Source organism: Amycolatopsis echigonensis (assembly GCF_002846615.1).
Taxonomy (GTDB): domain Bacteria; phylum Actinomycetota; class Actinomycetes; order Mycobacteriales; family Pseudonocardiaceae; genus Amycolatopsis; species Amycolatopsis echigonensis.
The window spans coordinates 8,001,863-8,018,203 of record NZ_PJMY01000003.1 but is presented as its reverse complement, the minus strand read 5'-3'; the positions used below and the strand labels follow the sequence as shown (position 1 = coordinate 8,018,203).

At 67.3% G+C, this 16,341-nt stretch carries 14 protein-coding genes; 7 read left to right on the top strand and 7 right to left on the bottom strand.

Annotation, left to right across the window (positions count from 1 at the left end; translation table 11 throughout):
• Positions 1-75: 75 nt before the first annotated feature.
• Positions 76-396 (bottom strand): hypothetical protein, encoded by a 321-nt coding sequence (locus ATK30_RS42865; protein WP_101440366.1) that lies wholly within the window; start codon positions 394-396, stop codon positions 76-78.
• A gap of 428 nt (positions 397-824) precedes the next feature.
• The gene (locus ATK30_RS42860; protein WP_101437489.1) at positions 825-1,361 is read right to left on the bottom strand and encodes an HNH endonuclease; all 537 of its coding nucleotides are present in this window, start codon (positions 1,359-1,361) and stop codon (positions 825-827) included.
• Between the two features lie 597 nt (positions 1,362-1,958).
• On the opposite strand from ATK30_RS42860, the gene ATK30_RS42855 reads away from it, so the two are divergent.
• Positions 1,959-2,402 carry a phage integrase N-terminal SAM-like domain-containing protein gene (locus ATK30_RS42855; RefSeq protein ID WP_101440365.1) on the top strand — a complete coding sequence of 148 codons (444 nt, stop codon included), beginning with the start codon at positions 1,959-1,961 and terminating at the stop codon, positions 2,400-2,402.
• Here the strand turns inward: ATK30_RS42855 and ATK30_RS42850 are convergent.
• From ATK30_RS42850 to ATK30_RS47610, 3 genes are all read right to left on the bottom strand, one after another.
• A complete protein-coding gene (locus ATK30_RS42850) occupies positions 2,318-2,674 on the bottom strand; it encodes a YciI family protein (RefSeq protein WP_101440364.1) in 357 nt (118 codons plus the stop codon). The two genes, ATK30_RS42855 and ATK30_RS42850, sit on opposite strands and share 85 nt — an antisense overlap.
• Positions 2,675-2,692: 18 nt before the next feature.
• The gene (locus tag ATK30_RS44895) at positions 2,693-3,025 is read right to left on the bottom strand and encodes a MarR family winged helix-turn-helix transcriptional regulator (protein WP_279630055.1); all 333 of its coding nucleotides are present in this window, start codon (positions 3,023-3,025) and stop codon (positions 2,693-2,695) included.
• Positions 3,026-3,693: 668 nt separating this feature from the next.
• Positions 3,694-3,885, bottom strand: coding sequence for an SDR family oxidoreductase (locus tag ATK30_RS47610; protein WP_101440362.1), 192 nt, complete (start codon positions 3,883-3,885; stop codon positions 3,694-3,696).
• Positions 3,886-4,593: 708 nt separating this feature from the next.
• On the opposite strand from ATK30_RS47610, the gene ATK30_RS42835 reads away from it, so the two are divergent.
• The 5 genes from ATK30_RS42835 (at position 4,594) to ATK30_RS42815 (ending at position 12,323) form a co-directional block, all read left to right on the top strand.
• Positions 4,594-6,384 (top strand): alkaline phosphatase family protein, encoded by a 1,791-nt coding sequence (locus tag ATK30_RS42835; protein WP_208637579.1) that lies wholly within the window; start codon positions 4,594-4,596, stop codon positions 6,382-6,384.
• 283 nt (positions 6,385-6,667) lie between these two features.
• Positions 6,668-7,522 carry an alpha/beta fold hydrolase gene (locus tag ATK30_RS42830; protein ID WP_101441373.1) on the top strand — a complete coding sequence of 285 codons (855 nt, stop codon included), beginning with the start codon at positions 6,668-6,670 and terminating at the stop codon, positions 7,520-7,522.
• 565 nt (positions 7,523-8,087) lie between these two features.
• Positions 8,088-10,910: an ATP-binding protein gene (locus tag ATK30_RS42825; RefSeq protein WP_158242583.1), complete on the top strand. Its 2,823-nt coding sequence runs from the start codon at positions 8,088-8,090 to the stop codon at positions 10,908-10,910.
• Between the two features lie 90 nt (positions 10,911-11,000).
• Positions 11,001-12,002, top strand: coding sequence for a methyltransferase (locus tag ATK30_RS42820; RefSeq protein ID WP_101440360.1), 1,002 nt, complete (start codon positions 11,001-11,003; stop codon positions 12,000-12,002).
• A gap of 51 nt (positions 12,003-12,053) precedes the next feature.
• Entirely contained in the window at positions 12,054-12,323 is a 270-nt protein-coding gene (locus ATK30_RS42815) for a hypothetical protein (protein ID WP_101440359.1), read from the top strand.
• A 121-nt stretch (positions 12,324-12,444) separates the two neighbouring features.
• On the opposite strand, the gene ATK30_RS42810 is transcribed toward ATK30_RS42815, so the two are convergent.
• Positions 12,445-14,052 carry an L-lactate permease gene (locus ATK30_RS42810; RefSeq protein WP_208637578.1) on the bottom strand — a complete coding sequence of 536 codons (1,608 nt, stop codon included), beginning with the start codon at positions 14,050-14,052 and terminating at the stop codon, positions 12,445-12,447.
• Between the two features lie 254 nt (positions 14,053-14,306).
• On the opposite strand from ATK30_RS42810, the gene ATK30_RS42805 reads away from it, so the two are divergent.
• Positions 14,307-15,140, top strand: a complete 834-nt coding sequence (locus ATK30_RS42805) for an SAM-dependent methyltransferase (RefSeq protein ID WP_101440358.1) — start codon at positions 14,307-14,309, stop codon at positions 15,138-15,140.
• Positions 15,141-15,543: 403 nt separating this feature from the next.
• Here the strand turns inward: ATK30_RS42805 and ATK30_RS42800 are convergent, their stop codons facing one another.
• Entirely contained in the window at positions 15,544-16,281 is a 738-nt protein-coding gene (locus ATK30_RS42800; protein ID WP_101440357.1) for a hypothetical protein, read from the bottom strand.
• Positions 16,282-16,341: the final 60 nt, after the last annotated feature.

The following is a 16,341-nucleotide window of genomic DNA, read 5'->3' as shown; positions in this document are numbered from 1 at the left end:
AGCCCCACAATCGAACGCCCCGGCGGCCATTGGTGCAACCTCACTGCCGGGGCGTTCCTATGTCTGCGGTACCCCCTAATCCCCATCCTGCTCGGGACGAAGGAGCGCCACAATCTGCGCCATACCGGTATTCAGCGTGCTGAAACCCTCCTGGACCTGCTGCTGAAGCTCGTCAAGCTGCCTGCCCTGATCGGAGAGCTGGCGACCCTGCTCAATCTGAGTCTCGCGCAGAGCATTCAACGTCCTCGTGTGCGCCCGAAGCTCCTCCCGGAAACCCGAGACATCACGATCAGCCGCACCCGCCAGCACACGAGCCGCTGCAGCGTCCTGCTGAACCTCCGCGACCGCACGCTCCAGGCGAGCAACCCGGCCCTCCAGCTCCTCCAGGTCTGCCACCGCTGCTCCTCTCCGCGACCGTCCGGTGACCATGCTACCGAGTCCCTCCTGCATGGTCCGGTGCGATGCCTGTGTTCAGAGTTTCTTTTCTTGTTCAAGGCGGCCCCTCCGGGGCCGCGCCGCTCCGGATCCGGGCACGCGGGGCCCGCCTCCGGCACCCACGCACCCGGCCCGGGCGGCAGCGCCGGGGGAGCGAGTTCAAGAAGAAAGAATGTCCTCGCCGGACGGGCAGGTCTCCGAGATGGCCGGGACCGCGCGCACGTTGCGTCCGTGAGTGACCTGCCGCCATCCCGCCGACCTCCCCGAGGGCTATCACGCCGCGTCAAGGGGGCAGTTCGGCCGGCACGCTGCGGACCGCGGGAAGGTGCCCCCTTGACCCGACGTGATCGGGCTGCGCCAGGTCGACGAGATGGCGGAGAGGCCACCCACTATTCTTCATCAAACGTAAGTACCGTGTTGTCAATCGGGCGAGCGCTCATCCATTTTGCAACAAAATCACGCCCCTTGACTGTAAGCCTGTAGCCCTGGCGCGCGGCCACTCCTGCTATTATCATATTCGCACCTCCAAGATTGACCTTCTCCAGCAGCCCATCTCGAAACAAGTACCAAAGCTGCAGGTCAAGCCATCCTGGGAGCTCGATATGGCCTAGCTCCGGCGATGTGGCAAATACCTCGAGCACGCGCTTCTCAAGGTCACCGTAGCGGTCATTTAAGACCGATAGGTTCGCCTTATACATTTGCATTGACTTTCGATCAATGTCGCCTGATGTCTTACGGGCATGACAGTTGGCGCAGAGAACGATCATATTTGAGAACTCGTGCTTGCGCACCTTTGCCCACTCGTCAATGTGATCGATTTGGAGTGGAGTTGCTTGCCGACAAGTCGGGATCGCGCACCGGTGTCCCGCCTCCACAAGCAGCGCTCGCTTGAGCTGAGCAGGGATTGCAGGTCGATCATTAGCCATGGCACGCCACTCCGCTCTGAACCGACGACGCCCGCAAGTGTGACACGACACGCTGGCACCAGAACGATCGCCAACGTCGAACTCGTCGAGCGCAGCGTGCGAGCGCAGCGTGCAACATTCGTCCAATACGGCACCAGTCAACGTCGACCAGTGACCGCCGATTTTTGCAGCTCAGACGCGTGTTGCGGCCGAGCGCCCCTGGTCACCAGCGCGACGGAGGAGGTCAAGGGGTCGCAGGTTCAAATCCTGTCAGCCCGACCGGACGACGGGTTTCCGCAGCTCAGAGCAGCGGAAGCCCGTTTTTTCATGTGGTCGCAGGTGTCCTTCCGGTCTAGCGCAGCGCTCGGTGACACCTTGACTGCAGGCTCTCCTCATGCCGACCACTTTGACTAAACAGGGTGTGCCCCGCCCGGCCAGCGACCTCTGGCGCTCCTACATCGAGGAGTGGGACCGCGGCCTCCGCGTCGGCAACAAACCCCACGCCACCCGCTACAACTACGAACTTGCCGTCGCCCAGTTCGCCGACTTCCTCGGCAGTGAGGACCTCCCCGCGGTTTCTCGCCGAGACGGGGATGGGACGCCACCAAGGCCGCCGACGTGGGACGCAAGCACGTCGAGTCGTTCATCGCCTGGATGATCCAGACCCGTTCCGCATCGACCGCCCTGAACAAATACAAGGCACTCCAGCAGTTCTTCAACTACCTGCTCGACGCCGAAGAAATCGACCGCCACCCGTTGGCCAAGCTCAGCCAGCCGACCACCACCGAAAAAATCATCCCCGTAGTCGGCGACGAACAGCTCGCCGAGCTGCTCGAAACGGGCAAAGGCAAAACCTTCCGCGACCGCCGCGACATGCCGATGAGCGGAAGCTCGCTCGCGGGGTTTTCCGACCGAGCGCCGTCCGTTCAGGTGGGCCCGGCTGTACTGGGCTGGTATCGAACCCGGTTACCGATCGGTCAGCTGACCATGCCGGCCTCGACCTCCGGGATCGGTTGCTCCTCGAGGACGGTGATGGCACAGGAGTCGGCCCACTGCAGGTGATGGTGATCGCGGACCATGTCGAGCGCGTCGTCCATGGTGTCGGCCTGCAGGATCGTCATACCGATGACCTCGGTCGGGGCAGCCATGGCGCCATCGCGGGTCACGGTCCTTGCATTGCCGAGCGGTCGGCCGGGATCGATCAGTGCCGGTCCGAGCCGAGCAAACCAATCCGTCCAGAGCTGCATGCCGGCCTGGGCCTCCTCGGGCGTGGCCGTCGCGAAACGTTCCGCGACCTCTTGCGGAGCGCGGTACAACACGATGAAGCGTGCCATTTCGTAGTCTCCTTGCTCTCATGACTCTCGTTCGCCGTCAGTGATGGTCGATGAAAGCGTGCGCGACACCTCGTTGAGTGAGACCGTGAGTTCACGCAACTTGGCCTCGCTCAGCTGTGACACGACCTCGGCGAACCATGCCACCTGCCGCTGATAGATCGCGCTTAGTACCTCGTGTCCCCGGGGGGTGAGTTCGGCAAGCTTCGTGCGGCGGTCGGTGGGGTGCGGCCGATACGCGATCAACCCCTCTCGCTCCAGCACGTCGGCCACCCGCTGCACGCTCTGCCGTGCGTGCCCCATCTCGGCCGCCATCTCAGCGACGGTCCGCGGCTGGAATGCCCGACCGAGCACTTGCCACCTCGCTGCGCTCTGCCCCAAGGGAGCGGAGATGCGCTCGCCTGCCTGAATTATCAATCCGTTGACGTCAAAGACCGCGAGTACGAACTCGCTCCACGCGTCCTCTGGCCCACGCCGATCACTCACAACGGGCAGTCTCACACGATCGACAGCATGCTGTCAATTAACTCTTTTATAAGTGCGCCCCGGGACGGCAGGAGCGTGCGTGTTCTACGCCAACCGGAACGGCAGAGGCGGCACCCTCGCTCTCGACCCCGCCGCCTGGGAGCGCGACCTCTGCCGCATCCTCGGCAACCGCCGGTTCACCCCAGACTGCCAAGCGTCGCCCGAGATTGTCACTGCGGTGCCGCCGGGCAGATCGTGCATGTTTCTTGAAGGCGTCGCACGGGTCAGTGCTCGAGGCGGTAGTGCGTCGTGGCCCAGGGCGGACTTGACGGTGAGCGCAGGTCGACCCCTCAACCCTGCATGGCGGGTGCGGCACTCACTGTGGTCGTCGAAATGTCTGGTTCTGCTGCCATCGTCGGCGAGCCGCCCGCATCACCACGTCCGAGGGCCGCCGCTCAGATGGACAACTCGCGCCGGAACCTCCGGCTTCCGAGCCGACACCGTTAAGCCCATGCGTTCGGCGACTGCGGCAAACTGGCTCCGCTTACCCGTATCGGCTAAGCCGCGGTCCACCCGCCGTCGACAGTGAGTGTGCTGCCGACGGTATAGGTCGCGGCGTCGGACACCAGGTAGACGGCCGTTCCGCCGAGCTCATGCGGAGCTGCCACGCGGGTCTGCGGGGGTACGGGCGAGGAGGCGCTCACTCCATTTGCTTGCCGTCGCCCCGGCTTCGATGTCCTCCCATGCATCCCGGACGGGCAGCGGTCGCAACAGTTTGGGCAGCTCTGCTGGGCTTCCCTCGGCTCACACTCGCTGTGCCACGCGGTGGCAGCTGGCGAGCGGGCTTGCCGGTCCGAGCGGCGGGTTGCGCCGTGTCCGAACTGGGTCGCGGCGGGGAACTTCTGTTTCACGACATCGGGGCAATGTCCTCCTGGGCAGCCAGACTGAGTCGCACCACACTCCGGCGGCACTGAGCGTGAGCGCGGGCGGCGATCTGCTGGCCGGATGCGATTCCGTCGGTGGCCGGTGGCGATCAGGTGGTGCTCGGCCGCCACAAATGGTCCGCCGTCGTCGGCCAGGTCTACGTGGAGGACCGGATCGTCTCGGTCTGTGGTGAATGTGGCAATCCGCGCCTAATGTGCATTCCGCCCGGCTGGCGGGTATGGACCGATATATTCCGGCTGACGTAAACGTCGCCCGTCGCATAGCCGCAGGTGATTTGTGTATTTCGACTGAATAAGGTCAAGGGCGGCGTCGCAGCAATCAGCGCTGAATCGGTCACACTGCGTCGATATTTCGGCGGTTGTCGCTCCTGGATGTCTGGGGAGAATGCATCTGCAATCAGGCAGATTACTTTTGTTCACCTCGCATTTTCTTACCCGACCGCTTTGGCGAAGAAAGATACGGCGCACACGGAAATGTGCGACGTCTCGTTGTACTCGACTCCATGGAGAGCCATGCCGAAGTTCACTCGCCCGGCCGTAGCCGGCGCTGCGATGGCGTCCGCCGCATCGCTGCTCGTGCTTTCGACCCTGCCTGCTGACGCTCAGTCGGCGGGCGCGCCCGCGAACAAGCACGTTCTGCTGATTTCGGTCGACGGCATGCACCAGAGCGACCTCGACTGGTATGTCGCCACCCACCCGGGTTCGACGCTGGCCAAGCTCTCGCGCGGCGGCAGCGAATACACCAACGCGCAGGCGTCCAACCCGTCGGACTCCGACCCCGGCGGCACCGCGCTGATGACCGGCGGCAACCCCAAGTCGACCGGCGTCTACTACGACGTCGAGTACAGCCACAAAACCGACGAGCCCGGCTCCGCCTGCACGCCGGGCAAGCCGGCCACCGGCGGCGACGTCGTCTACGACTCGCCGGACGACGCGCTGGCGAACGTCAATGATTTCATCAACCCGTCGAACGGCACGTTCCCGTCCTTCGACGAGAACGGTTCGATCTACGCCAAGGGCGTCGACAAGAACCCGGCCGCGATCATGAACCTGAAGAACGACGCCTCGTCGTTGAATGCCTCGACGTTTCCCGTCGACCCGGCGACCTGCAAGAACATCACGCCGTGGGACTACCTGGGCACGAACTCGATCTTCCAGGTGATCCACAACGCCGGTCGGCGCACCGCCTGGTCGGACAAGCACGCCGTTTATCTGTCGTTCAACGGCCCGGGCTCGAACGGCCAGAGCATCGACGACTTCTTCGGTCCCGAAATCGACTCGCAGGCCGTCATGCCGAACGGCGTCCCCTACCCGCAGGACGACGACTGGGCGCACATCGACGCCGCCACCAAGCAGTACGACGGCTACAAGGTCCAGGCAGTCCTCAACGAGCTCGGCGGCCGCGATCACTCGGGCAAGGCGCAGGTCGGCACCCCGGCGGTTCTCGGCATGAACTTCCAGGCCGTATCGGTCGCGCAGAAGAGCCGCTCGACCTCGACCACGCTGATCGGACCGGACGCGCAGGGCAACTACACCACCAGCGCGCCGCAGCCGGGCGGCTACCAGTGGGTCAACGGCAAGCTCGTCCCCGGCCCGGCCCTGTCGAGCGCCTTCGACTACGTCGACGCCCAGCTGGGCAAGATGTCCGCCGAGATCCACAAGGACGGCCTCGCGGACTCGACGACGGTCATCGTCACGGCGAAGCACGGCCAGTCGCCGATGAACCCGAACGAGCTCGTCACGGTCCAGGACGGCCCGATCGTCAGCGCGATCAACGCTGCCTGGGCCCAGAAGCACCCGGACAACAAGAGCCTGATCGTCGCCGGCACCGACGACGACCTGTGGCAGTCCTACCTCTCGGACACCTCGCAGGCCGCGTGCGATTTCGTCAAGAACTACCTGTGGAACCACACCGCGCAGGGTTACGACGTCAACAAGAAGCCGGTCACGGTCCAGCACTCGGGCCTCACCCAGATCTGGGCGGGCTCTGATGCCGCCGGCTTCTTCGGCGTCCCGGTGAACAACGGCCACTACCCGGACGTGTTCGGCAAGGTCCAGGAAGGCGTCGTCTACTCGAAGCCGACCAAGCTCGCGGAGCACGGCGGCATGAACACCGGCGACCGCAACGTCCTGATGGTCGTCAACGGCCCGGGCGTCCCGGCTCAGGTCCAGTCGAACCCGGTCGAGACCACCCAGGTGGCGCCGACGATCCTCTCGGCTCTCGGCCTCGACCCGGCGTCGCTGCAGGCCGTCCGCACCGAGGGCACGCAGGTCCTGCCCGGCATCGGCGGGGCGCACCGCTGATCCAGCCACGCTCGACCGGAGCGCCGGGATCCCGCACCGGATCCCGGCGCTCTGCGCTGCCGGGCTTCTCGTCGAGACCGGAGCGGCGACAGGCAACCGGCGCTGCTGAACAGCCTGCGGAGCGCGCCAGTGGGCGTTGACGTCCGCGGCCATCGCCGGTGCTCTTCGTCCGTGACTTGTCCGGCTGACAGAGGCCTCTCCCGAAGGGGAGGGAAGAACGTCCCGGATGGGGGTGGCGGCGGCACTCGTCGTGCGGCAGGGTGGGTCGACTGAGGAGGCGACGATGCCCGATGCGATGCTCACCCTGCCTGGAGCCGTGACCGCGTACCGGTGGGACCCGGTCGGGTCTCCCGCCGGGATTGTGCAGCTGACCCATGGAATGGGGGAGCACGTCCGGCGTTACGAGCGGGTCGCCCGCGCTTTCGCCGGTCGCGGGTTCGCTGTTTACGGACAGGACCACCGCGGTCATGGCGCGTCGATCGCCGGGGCTCCGGGCGACCTCGGCCCGGACGGCTGGGCGGCGCTCGTATCCGACATCGGCGTGCTGACCGGCCGGGCGCGGGAAGAGTTCCCCGGGCTGCCGGTTGTCCTGCTGGCGCACAGCATGGGGTCGTTCGCGACGCAGCAGTACCTGCTGGACCACTCGGCGGACGTCGACGCGGTGGTCCTGACCGGCACGGCCGCGCTCGACGTCCTCGAGCCGGCGCTGGACCTGGACCAGCCGTTGGATCTCGCGGTGTTCAACGCGCCGTTCCAGCCCCAGCGCACCGATTACGACTGGCTCAGCCGCGACGAGTCCGAAGTGGACGCTTATGTCGCGGACCCGTTGTGCGGCTTCGGGATCGACCCGGTCAACACGAAGGCGATGTTCGCGGGCGCACGGCGGCTGGCGGACCCGGAAGAGGTCGCCCGGATGCGGTCGGATCTGCCGTTGTACCTCGCGGTGGGGGAGCAGGACCCGGTGAACGGCAACCTGGCGCTGTTCGACGTCCTGGTCCAGCGCTACCGGGACGCGGGAATCGAAAGCGTGACGACGCGGGTGTATCCGGGTGCGCGGCACGAGATCTTGAACGAGACGAACCGCGACGAGGTCGTCGGGGACATCGTCGCCTGGGTCGACAAAGTGCTCGGCAGGTGATCCTGGCGGCCCGGAGGATCCTCCCCGAGCCGGGCCGCCAGCTTGATCGATACGAGGAGATTGCGCGCGGCCAGCGCTGATCCCGCGCGTCCAGCAGGTGGTTGACGTGCGCGGTCAACGCTGCTGCCTGGTCGAGGCCGATTTCCCGGAACCGCACCGTGTCCCGGCCCGGGCGGTCGAGACGACCCCGTGACAGGTAGCGAGCCCGAACTGCGGTTTCGGCTTGGTTCTTGCCCTTTTCCGATTCGTCCACGCTGAGCCTGCGCGCCCGAACCATGCGAGGTCCACGCGTCGCGGCGGCCGTGGAACGGCAGCCTCAATGCCGAACCCCATCCACAACCAGGTCGCGAACGGTCACCACCTACCGCGCGAAAAGCGCGGTCCGCGACGCGCCTTCTGCGGCTCGCCGCGCCAGAAGGACGCCAAACACGTCGACCGCTGGTGCGGCCTCCCAGACGATCACGACACAGAGGAGGGGGGCGGTCTGCCGGCCGGGTCGAGTACGCCGGACGACCCGATCCCCGCGACCGTTTTCAGAGCCCCGTTGTTCAGGCACGATGATGCCGTGCATGGAAGCGGGCGCGCGTCGAAGGCGGCCGACCGCTTGGTCGGACGCACGGCCGAGCTGGAGCTGCTTCGCTCGTGCCTGGACTCGGCCGGTGGCGGGCGTCCGGTCGTCATGATGTGTGTGGGCGAGCCGGGCATCGGCAAGACGCGCCTGGCGGAGGCACTGGGCGAGGCGGCTGGAGCGGCCGGTTTCGTGCAGGCTTGGGGCCTCGGCGACGAGGCGGACGGCGCCCCACCCTTCTGGCCGTGGATACGAATCCTGCGCCAACTCGCGCAAGAAACCCGCGTGCGCGAGCGCGTCCTGGCTGAGGCGCTGGAGGTTCTCTCCGGCCGTGACGTGGGGCAGTATGCGGCTGACGCGCAGGCGCGGTTCCGTCGATTCGAGACTGTCGCGGAAGCGCTGCGCGAAGTCGCCGCAGCGTCGCCGACGCTGATCATTCTCGATGACGCGCACTGGGTCGACGAGTCCTCGATTCTGCTGTTGCAGCATGTCACGCGCGGGCTGCGAAGCGAGCGGCTGTGCGTCGTGGTGACTATGCGAGCGACTGATCCGCGCGTCCGAGCGGTGAGGAGCGACCTGCTGCGGAGCCCGTTCGCGCGCGAGCTGTCGCTGCACGGCTTGCCAGTGTCCGGCGTTCGCGAATACTTGGACGCAGCGGGTCTGCTCGCCGACGATGCGGACGCCGAACGCGTTCATGAGCTCACCGGCGGCAATCCGCTGTTCCTGGCCGAATACGCGCGCACATATCGCACAGGCGGGCTTTCTCCGACCGTGCGCGAGACGATTGCGCGCCGTATTCGGACGTTGCCGGCGGACACGTCGCGCGTCCTGGCCAGCGCTGCCGTTCTCGGGCCGGAGTTTCTGGTGTCCGAGGTGACGGAGGTGGCTGGCTCCACGCAGACGGACATTCAGGCAGCTCTCGACGACTTGGACCTTGCCGGCCTCGTCGCGCCGACCGCCGCAGGTCGGTACCGCTTCGTGCACTCGCTAGTGCGCGACGCGGTGGAAAGCGGTCTGGGCCATGCCGATCGAGCCGTCCTGCACCGTCAAGCCGCACGAATCGCGGAGGGGCGCCCGGAACCCGACCTGTTCGCAGTCGCGCACCACCTCGCCGAGGCGGCGGACGGTGACCCGGCGGGAGCGCTCGTGGCGATTCGGCGGGCGGCCGACGAGGCGATGCGGCGGCTCGCGTTCGAACCAGCGGTCCGGCTCTACCGCCTGGCGCTGTCGATCGGTGCTGATCTGGAACCAGCCGAACAATTCGAGCTCTTGATGTCTCTGCAACGCGCGAGCCACGACGCGGGTGACCTCGGCGAGCGCCTTGCTTCGGCGACACGTGCCGCGTCGCTGGCTCGGCAGATCGGCCGGGGAGACCTGCTCGCCGAGGTTGCCCTGGGAATGCCGCCGGTCGGCCACATCGGCTTCGACCTCGCGACTCGACGGCTGTGCACCGAGGCGTTGGACGCCGTCGACCCCCAGGACCTACGGCTGCGCGCGATGTTGTCCGCGTGCTATGCGGAAACGTTCAACTACCAGGCCGACGCGCTCGCTGGGCGCCGGGCGAGCCGGGCCGCGCTCGAACTTGCGGAGGCGAGCGGCGAGCCGACCGCGGTGATGGCCGCCTGCCGGTCGTTCCAAACGCTGTTCGCCGGCCCGGACGATCTCGACACGCGCGCCGAGATCGCCGAACGGATGATGCGGGTCGCCGAGGCAACCCAAGATGCCCACCACGAACTCGCCGCGCGGACGGCGTGGACAACCGTCCTGCTCGAGCGCGGTGACCTCGACGGCGCTGCCGACCAGGTCGCCGCGTCATCCGTGCCGACCGACAAAATCGGCACGCCGGTCGCGCGGTTGCATTTGTTGTTGGCGCAGGCGACGCTCGCGCAAGCGCGCGGCCACGTGGTCGAGGCGCGCCGGCTGGCCGACGCCGCCCACGCCGCAGCGGGCGGGACCGGACTGCCCAACGCGCGTCACGGGCGGGCAGCACTGCTGGGCAACCTCGGCCGCCATGCCGGGCACGACGAGACGACGCTGTCCGCGTCGGGTGACTCGGCTGCGCCGAACCCCGGTGGCGCACCTCCGGTCATCGCCGGTATCGCCTTGGCGCACAGCCTGGTGACCGCGGGGCACACGGCCGAGGCGGCGGAGGTCTACGACGCGCTCGGGTCGCCACGTCACTGGCGTCCGGCCCCGCACGTCACCCTGTTGTGCGCGGCCATGGGCATCGCGGTGGCGTCGGAGCTAGGCCGGGGCGAGGATCTGCCGGTCTTCGTCGAACGGCTGGCCAACTATCGAGGTCATCACGTAGTCAGCGGCGTCGGGGCGCTCGCCTATCTCGGGCCGGTCGAACTCTGGCTGGGCACAGCTGCCCGAAACCTCGGAAACCTCAGCGGCGCGCTGGACGACCTCCAAACAGCCCGCGACATCTGCGAACGCGTTGCCGCTCTCGGCTTCCAGTGCGACGTCGAAATCGAGATCGCCGCGGCACTCGTCGCACGAGGTGCCCCCGGCGACGCGAGGCGGGCGCGGCAGCTGATCGCGCACGCAACGGCCGTGGCGAAGTCCCACCGCATGCCAGGCGTCCGCCGGCGTGCGGACTCGGTCCGCACGCAGCCAACCGGCACGAGTCTGCTCACGCGCCGCGAATGGGAGGTCGCCGGACTTGTCGCGGCGGGTCTGACCAACCGGCAGATCGGTGAGCGTCTCGTGCTTTCCGAGCGGACCGCGCAGAACCACGTCCAGCACATCCTCGACAAGCTCGGGGTGAACACGCGAAGTGCGATCGCGACGTGGGTGGCCGAGAACCGAGGTGAGTAGGAATCTGAGTCATCCGGCGGATCTGCGCGCAGCCGCCGGCTCGTAGCGTCCGGTTCGTCGACGACTCGCGACGAAATCGGAGGGCATCTCATGACCACGACATCCGTGCACGACGCGGCGGTCGATCAGGTGTGGGCAATGACGACGGCCCACCTGCACGCACGTGCCCTCCACGTCGTCGCAGACCTCGGTGTCGCAGACCTGATCGGGGACGATCCGGTCCCGGTCAGCGAACTCGCGGCCGCCTGCGGCGTGGCGCACCACTCACTGGGACGGGTATTGCGACTACTGGCCGACCTTGGGGTGTTTCGGCACGGGCCGGCGGGCGTGGAGCACACAGCCATGTCGCGCCTGCTGCGCACCGACCACGCGGGGTCCCTGCGCGCGTTCGCACAGCTGATGGCACTCGATGTGGTCTGGCACGGAGTCGCATCACTCGAAACAGCAGTCCGGCACGGGACCACCGGCATCGCCGAGATCGCGCCGAACGGCCTCTTCGACTACCTGGCCGAACACCCAGCACAAGCGCAGCTGTTCGACAACGCCATGCAGGCGAAGGCGCGCGCGGACGTGGACGCGGTCATCCGCGCCTACGACTTCAGTCCCTTCGGGACTGTCGCGGACATCGGCGGAGGGACCGGGCAGTTGCTTAACGCAATCCTGACCAGGCACCGCACCGTTCGCGGCATCCTGTTCGACCTGCCGCACGTGATCGCCCAGGCCGGTGTCGACGACGCTCACCTCACCACGTGCGCGGGAGATTTCTTCACCGACCCGCTGCCAGCGGCCGACCTCTACCTGCTGATGGAGGTGCTGCACGACTGGCCCGACCGGGGCACCACCGCGATCTTGCGCGGCGTGCGGGCCGCGTGCCGAACCGGTGCCGTGGTCCTCGTGATCGAAAGTCTGCCCAGCGACGAGCATCCGGATCCGCGAGCTCGCACGCTCGACTTGCTGATGCTTGCCGTCAGCGGCGGCCAGGAACGCAGCCCGTCAGAACTCGATCGCCTGCTCACGGCCACTGGTTTCCGCCGGACGGCCGTGCTCGACATCGCCGGACCGCTGCGCATCGCCGAAGCCGTCGCCGTCTGATCCATGTCCCGACAACCAGATTCATATCCCGACCACCAAAGGAGAGCACCCATGCACGCAGTCGTCTTCACCGTCGAATTCAAGCCGTCGGCGACGCCACAACAGCTCGACAACGAACTCGACCACCTCGCCAGCCACGTCCGCACGATTCCTGGCTTCGTCCGCGGGACGTGGGCGACCGACGGTCGAACTGGCGTGAGCTTTCAGCTGTTCACCGACGAAACTGCGGCGCGAAGCGTCGCCGCGAACGCGTCTGTACCAGCCGACGCCGCGGTCTCCCTCCGCTCCGCCAACGTCTACGAGGTAGCCCGCGACGTCTGAAGTGCGAGATCAGTCTGCGAAGTAGCCGGAGTTCGGCTTCGACCACGCCCGCGGTCTCGAACGGGAGGTGGGCGGTCGTCTGGGAACCCTGGATTCGATACCTCTCGGCAGGTCGCCAGGATCAGATCCGCATCGCTTGGGGCAGCACGAAGTAGAACAGAGCTCCGATGCCGATGAGGTAGGCGAGGATGACCAGTGTCCAGCCCATGTTGTAGCGGATGACCTGGCCTTCGTCGCGGACGAATTTGGTGGTCGCGACGCCGACGCTGGCTGTCTGCGGCGCGATCGGTTTGCCGACCTCGGCGCCGAGGGAGTTGAGCGAGGGCAGCAGGAGCACCGGGGCGTGGATCAGTTGCGCCACCGAGTATTGGAAGTGCCCGAACACGGCGTTGGAGGAGGTGTTGCTGCCCGACAAGGCGACCGCGATCCAGCCCAGGACCGGGGACAGCACCACGAACCAGGTACCCAGGTGGGAGAACCCGTTCGCCATGGAGTTGGCGATCCCGCTGAAGTTGTAGACCGCCGCCAGCCCGAAGATCAGCGGCCCGACCAGCAGCGCACCCCACATCTGCTGGAACGTGGACCGGAACACCCGGCGCAGCTGGTCTCCGCGCGGCCGCAGATAGGCCAGGATCAGCAGCCAGCTGACCAGGATCGCGGTGCCGGCGATGAAGGGCGCGAACTTCCACGTGACAGCGGAGGCGGTGTGGCCGAGCGAGGACCGCGCCGACACGCTGGGCGCGAACGGGGTCCAGTTGCCCAGCTTCGACCACGGTCCCGTCCAGGCCACGACGACGATGACGAGGATCAGGAACGGCAGCAGCGCCCGCAGCGGCGCGGTCTGCCTTGGGGGAGTGTCGGCGACGGGGGATCGGTCGGACGGGATCGGCACGCCGCCGAAGCCGAGGGTTTCCTTGGGCTGCCACACCTTCAGCAGGAGCAGCAACGCGGCGAAACAGACCAGCGAACCGATGACGTCGGGCAGGTACGGGCCGAGGTATTGCGAGGTCGGGTACTGCCCGATGATGTAGCCGAACGAGCCGACCAGCGCCAGCGGCCATCCGGTCTTGATGCCGCGCTTGCCGCTCACCAGGTACAGCAGGATCCACGGCGGCGCCAGCGCGAGGACCGCGACGATCTTGCCGATGGACGCGGACAGCGCCGTGGCCGAAAGCCCGGTGACGGCCGCGAGGCCGAGGACCGGGGCGCCCAGGGCGCCGTAGGACACCGGCGCGTTGTTGGCCAGTGCGGCCACCCGCAACGCGGGCAGGTCGGCGATGCCGAACGCGATGAGGATCGGCGCGACAACAGCCCAGGGGTAACCGAATCCGACCAGGCCTTCCAGCAACGCCCCGAAGGCCCACGCGATCAGCAGCGTCTGCACGCGGATGTCAGCGGTCGCCTGCTCGATCAGCCAGTTCTTGAAGACGTCGAACGCGCCGGTCACCACGAGCGTGTTGTAGATGACGACGCCCCAGAACACGATCCAGTCGACCGACCAGAAACCCTGGCCGGCGCCGATCCCGTAGGCCTTGGCCGTCGCGGCGAACGGCGCGTGCCACACCGTGACGCCGAGCGCGATCGTCACCAGCGCGCCGACGATCACGGCCTGCCATGCCGAGATGCGGAAAACCGCCAGGAGCAACAGCAAGACGATGACCGGAGCGAGCGCGAGGAGTGTGCTGCCGAATACGCTGTGGGCAGGGTCGAGGACCTGCGAGAACACCATCGTTGGCCTCCGCGCGCCGTCGGGTTCTGCCGGTTTACCTGCCCGTTGACACAGGTGTCAAGGACGTCCGGCAAACCGGCGGGCGTTCACTCCGGAGGCCGGTTGTCAGGTGCTGATCTTCTCGCCTGGCGGCAGGACGGACCGCGGGTTCGCGCGGCACCCGTCGGGCCGAGCCGGGGAAGCGGCCCGGTCGAACGGCCCTCGCGGCAGGTCTGCTGCTGAAGTCTTCGGTGGGTGTCGGTTAAGGTCGCGGCATGGTTGACGAGGCTCCGCGCATCGACATCGACCGGCCGAGCGCCGGCCGGATCTACGATTACGTGCTGGGGGGCACGCACAACTACGCCATCGACCGGGAGTTCGCGGAGCAGCAGCTCAAGGAAATGCCGCAGATGCGGGTCGGGATGGTGGCCAATCGGGAGTTTCTCGGCCGGGCGGTGCGGTTCGCGGTGGAGTCGGGCATCCGGCAGTTCGTCGACATCGGCAGCGGGCTGCCGACGCAGGGCAACGTGCACGAGGTGGCCGATGAGGTCGCGCCGGGGGAGTGCCGTGTCGTCTACGTCGACAACGAGCCGGTCGCGCATGCGCACTCGCAGATCCTGTTGGAGGACACCGCGGACCCGTTGCGCCACCGGGCGATCTTCGGCGATTATTTCGACGGTCCCGGTCTGTGGGAGCGGGTGCTGGACGAGGGCATCATCGATCCGGATGAGCCGGTCTGCCTGCTGATCGTCGCGTTGCTGCACTTCATGCCGGACGGCCTGGAGCCGGAACGGCAGTTGGCGCACTATCGCGACCTGCTGGCGCCGGGCAGCTTGCTCGCGCTGACGCACGTGAGCATGAATCCCGAGGACGAGGACGCGCTGGGCTCGTTCGGCAAGGTGTCGGGGCAGTACACGCAACGGGCCACCCTGCCGCTGACCCAGCGGAGCCGGGAGCAGATCGCCGCTTTGTTCGGCGACTTCGAGCTTGTCGAGCCCGGGTTGGTCTGGCTTCCGGATTGGCGTCCGGACGCGCCGATCCAGGGGGACTCCGCGGAGGCGAACATCGTCGGCGGGGTCGCGCGCAAGCGAGGCAGCACGAGGAGATGAGCGTGCTCCGACGTGCGGTGCTGATCCATCGGTGGTCCGGCATCCGCGCTGGATCGGCTTGCTGACGTTCGGATTGTGTTCATTAAGCTGGAACAGTCGGTTGCTGGGATTGACCGGCTGTTGGGAGCCCAGTTGGAGCGGGCAAGCGTTTATCCCGCCTCTATCTGGAGTGCGATTGCGATCGGCGCAGGTGCTGTGCCGGAACCAACCGCTGGGACGGCGCCGAAACCCGCGTCTGCTGCTCCGGTCGGACATTCGCCCTGGGTCGAAAACCCGGGCAGCGACTACAGCACCACCGGGTCTCCGGTTATGTGGTGCACCGCAGTGGTGAACGACTGGATCGCCGTCGGTCCGGATTCCGCATTGCGCGGGACCTGCGCTCCCGCGTCGGCGGTCACGCTGGCTAGGGCCTGGCCCGGAACATGGCGATCCAGTTGGAGAATTCGCACGCCAGGTGGAGCCGGTGCTCGCGGAGCATGGCCGGCGCGGTGAGCTTCGGGAACTCGACGCGGAGCCGGGCGTGGAATCCGCCGTCCTGGTCGCGGAATTCGTGGCGGACGCCGCCGATCGCCTGGCCCGCTGCGGTGCGGGCGACGCCCGACGCGTCGAGCGGGAACTCCGCGTCTCGGGGCGTCACGAGCGACGAGGTGTCGGCGTAGTCGATGAAGAACCGGGTCGCGAGGGGGCTTCCGCCGGTCGTTTCCACCACTTCCTGCCTGCCGTCGGGCGCGGTGTCGATCAGGAAGTGGTCCGGGTTCGCGGCAATCATGCTGCGGGCGTAATCGCTGCGGCCGGTGTCGCAGAACCAGTCGACGAACTCGCCCGCCCGGCCGGCGCCAGACACGTACAGGTCGCAGGTGCTCAGTGCGCGGCGTCCGCGCGAGAGTCCGGTGAGCGCCCGGGAAACGGTTTCGCTGAGGCGGAGGTCGCGATTCAGCCGCCGGCGCACTTCGTCCGGGCCGAGGGCGAGCTTGGCGTCGGCGAAGCTTGTCCTCATCTGGGCGAGGTCGCCTCGCGGAGCGGGCAAGCCCAGCTTCGCCGCTGCTTTGCGCATCCGGCCGGCTTCCCACTTGAGCACGTCGTCGCGGGAGACCGGACGTCCGTCGAGGACTGTGCGGATGGACAGCGGGGCAGGTGGCATCGGAGCCTCCGGTGGTGGACGTGCCCGCGACGAGGGTGCCTGCGCGGAGCTCGTGTGCGT

Excerpts from the sequence above, each read along its gene's own strand:
- ATK30_RS42810 (WP_208637578.1), bottom strand. The coding sequence starts at position 14,052 with ATGGTGTTCTCGCAGGTCCTCGACCCTGCCCACAGCGTATTCGGCAGC.
- ATK30_RS42805 (WP_101440358.1), top strand. The coding sequence starts at position 14,307 with ATGGTTGACGAGGCTCCGCGCATCGACATCGACCGGCCGAGCGCCGGC.
- ATK30_RS42835 (WP_208637579.1), top strand. The coding sequence starts at position 4,594 with ATGCCGAAGTTCACTCGCCCGGCCGTAGCCGGCGCTGCGATGGCGTCC.
- ATK30_RS42815 (WP_101440359.1), top strand. The coding sequence starts at position 12,054 with ATGCACGCAGTCGTCTTCACCGTCGAATTCAAGCCGTCGGCGACGCCA.
- ATK30_RS42860 (WP_101437489.1), bottom strand. The coding sequence starts at position 1,361 with ATGGCTAATGATCGACCTGCAATCCCTGCTCAGCTCAAGCGAGCGCTG.
- ATK30_RS42830 (WP_101441373.1), top strand. The coding sequence starts at position 6,668 with ATGCCCGATGCGATGCTCACCCTGCCTGGAGCCGTGACCGCGTACCGG.
- ATK30_RS47610 (WP_101440362.1), bottom strand. The coding sequence starts at position 3,885 with ATGCATGGGAGGACATCGAAGCCGGGGCGACGGCAAGCAAATGGAGTG.
- ATK30_RS42800 (WP_101440357.1), bottom strand. The coding sequence starts at position 16,281 with ATGCCACCTGCCCCGCTGTCCATCCGCACAGTCCTCGACGGACGTCCG.
- ATK30_RS42820 (WP_101440360.1), top strand. The coding sequence starts at position 11,001 with ATGACCACGACATCCGTGCACGACGCGGCGGTCGATCAGGTGTGGGCA.
- ATK30_RS42850 (WP_101440364.1), bottom strand. The coding sequence starts at position 2,674 with ATGGCACGCTTCATCGTGTTGTACCGCGCTCCGCAAGAGGTCGCGGAA.